The organism is Phytoactinopolyspora endophytica (assembly GCF_004138495.1).
GTDB lineage: Bacteria > Actinomycetota > Actinomycetes > Jiangellales > Jiangellaceae > Phytoactinopolyspora > Phytoactinopolyspora endophytica.
In genome coordinates, this window is sequence record NZ_ML142866.1 from 121001 (window position 1) to 126258 (window position 5258).

General features: G+C 67.4%; 6 protein-coding genes. 3 read left to right on the forward strand and 3 right to left on the reverse strand.

The annotated features are described in order from the left end of the window. Positions 1-597, forward strand: a 597-nt coding sequence (locus tag ELR45_RS27470; protein ID WP_205857374.1) for a response regulator transcription factor, incomplete at its 5' end; no start/stop codon positions are given. Positions 598-978: 381 nt separating this feature from the next. Here the strand turns inward: ELR45_RS27470 and ELR45_RS27475 are convergent. The 3 genes from ELR45_RS27475 to ELR45_RS27485 all read right to left on the reverse strand — a co-directional run bounded on the left by ELR45_RS27475 (position 979) and on the right by ELR45_RS27485 (position 3775). After that, on the reverse strand, positions 979-2112 hold the full coding sequence (locus tag ELR45_RS27475) for a glycosyltransferase family 4 protein (protein WP_129669167.1): 1134 nt from the start codon (positions 2110-2112) through the stop codon (positions 979-981). A gap of 85 nt (positions 2113-2197) precedes the next feature. Continuing rightward, positions 2198-3295 carry a C40 family peptidase gene (locus tag ELR45_RS27480; protein WP_129669168.1) on the reverse strand — a complete coding sequence of 366 codons (1098 nt, stop codon included), beginning with the start codon at positions 3293-3295 and terminating at the stop codon, positions 2198-2200. A gap of 249 nt (positions 3296-3544) precedes the next feature. Further along, a complete protein-coding gene (locus ELR45_RS27485) occupies positions 3545-3775 on the reverse strand; it encodes a hypothetical protein (protein ID WP_129669169.1) in 231 nt (76 codons plus the stop codon). 156 nt (positions 3776-3931) lie between these two features. On the opposite strand from ELR45_RS27485, the gene ELR45_RS27490 reads away from it, so the two are divergent. Together ELR45_RS27490 and ELR45_RS41600 are read left to right on the forward strand one after the other, a co-directional pair. Further along, positions 3932-4801, forward strand: a complete 870-nt coding sequence (locus ELR45_RS27490; protein WP_420813957.1) for a helix-turn-helix domain-containing protein — start codon at positions 3932-3934, stop codon at positions 4799-4801. A gap of 66 nt (positions 4802-4867) precedes the next feature. After that, a partial coding sequence (locus tag ELR45_RS41600; protein ID WP_240760190.1) for a dihydrofolate reductase family protein occupies positions 4868-5258 on the forward strand: 391 nt, incomplete at its 3' end.

Here is a 5258-nt window from a genome sequence, read left to right on the forward strand (position 1 = left end):
CGTCAGGGACTACGCCGAGCGTTCGAGCGCGACTCAGAGTTTCAAGTAGTCGGCGAGGCAGCCTCCGTAGGCGACGCACGGCGACTGGCCGAGACCACTCAGCCGGACGTCGCCGTGCTCGATGTGCGCCTGCCGGACGGCAGCGGGCTCGACCTGGCCCAGTCGTTGCGCTCCGCGCGTCCCGACGTCGGACTGGTCATCCTCACCATGTACGCCGGCGACGACCAGTTGTTCGCGGCCCTCGACGCCGGAGCCTCGGCGTTCGTTCCGAAGAGCGCGCCCAGCGACGACGTCGTCGCCGCCGCCCGGCACGCCGCCGCCAAGCCGTCGTCGTTCATCGCCGCGGACCTGGCTGAGGCCATGCACCGCAAGCTCAACCCCAGCGGCCCGCAGCTGACTCGGCGGGAGCGAGAAGTCCTTGGGCTGCTTGCCGAAGGGCTGGGCGTATCGAGTATCTCGCGCAAGCTCTACATCAGCGAGTCGACCACGAAGACGCACGTGTCGAAGCTGTACGACAAGCTCGGTGCTGGAAACCGCGCGCAGGCGATCATGGCAGCGGTGCGGGCCGGGCTGCTCGACAACACCACCGAACCTTAGCCATGTGTGACGCTCACCGGGCCGTGGTTACGCCAGGTGGGCCAGGGCTGTGGTTACGCTGAGGGGGCCGGAGAATTCTTCTCCTTCTCACGCGGCCGGCGGGGCGGCTCGGCAGGGTGATTGCGCCGGTCAGCCGCCGGCCGAAGATCAGTCGAAGAAGTTCTCCGGCCCTCTCCTACGTTCGGCCTGGTCTCAGGGCAGCACTGAATGCCCATCCCCGTTGAAGGGCGCCGCCACGTCGGTTCCTTCGCCGAGAGCACCACACAAGCATGCATCATGGTCGCGCGGGCGACCACAATGTCGTTCCGTTCGGAGAGCGGCAGAGAGAGCGACGTCGTGGTCACGGGGTCCATGCCGGAGGCCTGTTCGGCGCAAGCCGGTTCAGGGGTGGGCGAGGAGTCGGCGGAGGGTCGTGACGGAGTTGGACCAGTCCCACTCCCCCTCTACCCAGGTTCGGGCTTGCACGCCCAGATCCCGGGCTCGTCGGCGGTCGACGAGCAGTGGCACGGCGCGCGCAGCGATCGCCGGCGGGTCCCGGGGATCGAACACATAGCCGGTCTCACCGTGCCGGACGGTCTCGGGCGCGCCGCCGCTGTCGCCCACCAGGACCGGAACTCCGCACGCCTGCGACTCCAGGAAGACGATCCCAAGCGCCTCGGGCTCCAGACCTGAACGACGCGTGCGGCACGGCATGGCGAAGACGTCGGCGGCGTCGAACCAGGCCGGCACCTCAGACCACGGCACCGCACCGGCGAAGATCACGCTCTCCTGGACCGAGTACTCATCGACCAGCCGTTCGAGACGACGGCGATACGAGCCCTCACCGACAAGGAGCAGCACGGCGTCCGGCACCTCGCGCAGGATGTACGGCATGGCCCGGATCAGCGCATCCTGCCCCTTGCGAGGCACGAGACGCGCGACCGAGAGCAGCACCGGACGGTCGGCGCCGATTCCCAGCCAACGACGCGTCCTGGCGCCTCCGGCGCCGGGCCGGAACACCTCCACGTCGACTCCGGGCGCGAGCCGGACCATGCGTTCAGCGGCGGCCGCCGACAGGCTGCCCGCGATCCTGTGGCGACAGAACTCGGAGACGTACGTCAGCGCATCGCAGCTGTCCCCGATGCGCCGAAGCACACGTCGGGCGCCCGGCACACGCGCCCACCACGTCTCGTGCCCGTGCGTCAGGCCGACAACGCGCTCGGCACCAGCGCTTCGGAGGTCCGCGGCCAGCAACCCCAGAGGTGCGGCCGCGCCGAACAATACGGATGTGCATCGCTCCGCGTGCAGGATCGCCGCCGTCCGTCTCGCCACCGACGCCGTAGGAAGCAGGACCGACGATGGGTCCCGGACCACCGGGTAGCGCAACCTGGTGTCGAACGCTCGTTGTCCAACCATCGCCGCGGTGTAGACGACGACTTCGCCCTGGGGTAGTCGCTCGCACAACGAGTAGACGAACGACTCGATGCCGCCGCGCCGTGTCGGAAAGTCGTTGGTAATGACGAGCGTGCGGCTCACCACACTGAGCTTGACACAGCGAAACGGCGTCTGCCCGCTCCACGAACGGAGCGGGCAGGTACCTGAGTCACCGGCGTGAGGCCGGTCAGCCTGGCCGGCTGGCGCCCGCGAAAGGCATCAGGTCGACCGAGTCGACCTTCACAGTGCTGCCCGGGTGGGTCGCATGCACCATCTGTCCGTTGCCGATGTAGATGCCGACATGGCTGATCGGGCTGTAGTAGAAGACCAGATCGCCAGGCTGAAGCTGGCTCTTCGAGACCCTGGTGCCCACGTTGATCTGCGAGGCCGACGAGCGCGGCAGCGAGACGCCCGCTTGCGCCCATGCGGCCGACGTCAGGCCGGAGCAGTCCCATGCATCGGGCCCGTTCCCCGCCCATACGTACGGATCGCCGACCTGGGCGAGCGCGAAATCGACCACAGCGCCCGCATCGCCGCTGGCCGGTGGCGGATCGGTCTCTTCATCCGAGTCGCCGTCGTCCGAGTCTTCATCGCCGCGGTCATCGCTGCGGCTCTCTTCCTCGGCCGCCCGACGACGTGCTTCTTCCTCTTCTTCACGGCGGCGCTCCTCCTCGAGCCGCTGCCGCTCCTCTTCCTCCAGCTCGTCGAGGATCTCTTCGCTCTCGGCGAGCATCTCCTCGATCGAGCTCTTCTCTGCCTCGCGCTCGTCCTCGATGGCCTGCATGCGGCTCAGTTCCTCGTCGGCGAGCAGCTTGGCCTGTTCGAGGGCGCGCGACTCATGCTCGACCGTGGTGATCTGGCCGGCCTGCTGCCGGGTGTAGGCGTCGAGCACCGACGCCTGGTCCAGGTATGCCGCCGGATCGTCGGCGAACAGCACACGTACCGTGGGGTCGATGCCTCCGGTCTGGTATGTCGCGGCTACGAAACCCGCCATATCCGCCAGGGCGGCGTCGAGCCTCTCCTCCTGCTTCTCGATCGCGTCCTCGGCACGGTTCAGGCGCCGTTCCACGCTTTCGAGCTCTTCTCCGGCGAGGTGGAACCGCTCGGTCGCGACCTCGGCCTCATGATGGAGTTCGTCGACCTTCTCCCGGATGTCATCCAGGGACGGCTCCGGATCCGCGTGGCCGATCTGACTGAAGTTGACACCGGCCGCCACAGTGACGGCGGCTGTACAGAAAGCTATGAGTCGAGCCGATCCATGGGATCGGCGCTGGCGTTCAGGCACGCTGGTCCTTCCTTAGGCTGGCGTCAGGCACCTGATGCGGCAGCTTAGCCAGCCAAGCCAGCGAGGGCAAACCCCTACGCCATGTTTCGCCAAACTCTTGCGCGCAAGGGTAAATCTCGACTTCGCATACCCGATGACGTGCTCACTTTACGTGACAAATTTCCTACTCAGCGTGGCGAGTGAGGCCAGTCCGAGGACCTCCGCACCGCCGAGTGGTCCACCACCGTCGTCGAATGCCTCGTCCGGATTTCACGCGGAGCGCTCCATGGGCTCGGTCCCGTCCGTCTCCCGGCTCTCGGCCGGGCGCGACTCGACCACGCTCAACCGCAGCGGTGGCACCATTCCCGCGTCAGCCAGCACACCAATGGCGCGCCGCTCCGCGCCGTCGAACTCGTTCTCGTCGTTACCGAGCAGCACGTTCACCACGCAGTCCGAGCATGCGATATTCCGCATCTCACAGCGATCACAGTCGATGAGCATGGACGGGCCTCCTTGTTCTCAACGCTCTTGTCTACCCGGGCTAGACACTAGAGCTCGCCACCGACAAGGTCGGATCGCCGCTTAGCTTGTAGTTAAACCTTTCGCCTGGATTTGGTGCCTTTGTGGTGGGCGGGTCGGCGGCGCATCCCGCGCGCGATGCCGGCGGGCGTCGGCGATACTGTGCGCGTGGAGTACGTGTCCAGAGTGCCGCGACCGCCGCTGAACGGGCTGATCGACGACCTCTACTACCTGGAGGGCGCGCCGCCGTACGCGCGGCTGATGCTGCCGCCGTCGCCGGCGGCGTTCCTCGTCGTCAACTTCGGGGCGCCGTTCCGCATCCGTGCCGGCACCGACATCCAGACGGCCGAGTACCTCGATGGCTGCGTGGTCACCACGCCCACCCGCGCGTTGGAGTTCGGCTACCCACCCCGGACCCGGTCCGTCGGCGTCCACTTCAAGCCGTGGGGGCTGGCGCCGTTCCTGCCGATGCCCGCCGCCGAGCTGTGCGACCAGCCGGTGACGGTAGAGCAGGTTTGGGGCAGGCCCGCCATTGCTGAGCTGCGAGACCGGCTGGCTACGGCGGACGGACCTCACGAGATGCTGACGCTGCTCGAGGAGGAGCTAATGCGACGGCTGGGCGACGCGGCAGGCCTGGGACTGGTCTGCCATACGGGCCGCATCATCGCGGCGACCAGCGGGGCGGTGGCGATCGGCGATCTGAGGGTGGCAGCCGGTGTCAGCAGCACTCACCTGGCACAGCGGTTCAAGGAGCTCATCGGCGTCACGCCGAAGCGGCTGGCCCGCAGCTACCGCTTCGCCGCCACCGTGTTCTCGATCAACCCCGCCGAACCGATCGACTGGGCCGACCTCGCCAGTAGCGCAGGCTACTTCGACCAGGCCCACTTCGGCCACGAGTTCCGGGCGTTCACCGGGCTCACGCCGACCCGGTACGTCGAAGTCCGGCGGCAGTTCCTGCGCGAACATCCCGGCCACGCGCTGGACAGCTGGCCGCTGCCGGCCGATTGATTTCTTACAAGAGCGACAGTTCACGACACGCCAATATGGGGGCACCCCAAAGCAAAGGAGAGCCCCATGGGCAAGGTAGTCATGTACAACGTGGTGTCGGTGGACGGCTTCGTCGCGGACGAGAATGACCAGCCCGGACCGCTGTTCGACTGGTACTTCAACGGTGACGTCCCGTTGGACGAGAACGGCGAGCTGAAGGTGTCGCAGACGTCCTACGACCACATCCGGCCGTACTGGGACCAGATCGGGGCGACAATCGTCGGCCGCCACGTGTTCGACATAACCGACGGCTGGGACGGGAAGCCTCCGGGCGAGGTCGACCACGTGGTCGTCGTGACGCACCGGCCGGAGCCCGAGGGCTGGGACCCCGAGGGGTCGTTTCACTTCGTCGACGGCGTCGAGGCAGCCATGGCCAAGGCGCAGGAGCTTGCGGGTGACCGAGTGGTCAACGTCGCCG

What these genes read in the sequence shown, in the direction of transcription:
- ELR45_RS27485 (WP_129669169.1), bottom strand. Translation starts at nt 3,775, where the DNA reads ATGCTCATCGACTGTGATCGCTGTGAGATGCGGAATATCGCATGCTCG.
- ELR45_RS27490 (WP_420813957.1), top strand. Translation starts at nt 3,932, where the DNA reads ATGCCGGCGGGCGTCGGCGATACTGTGCGCGTGGAGTACGTGTCCAGA.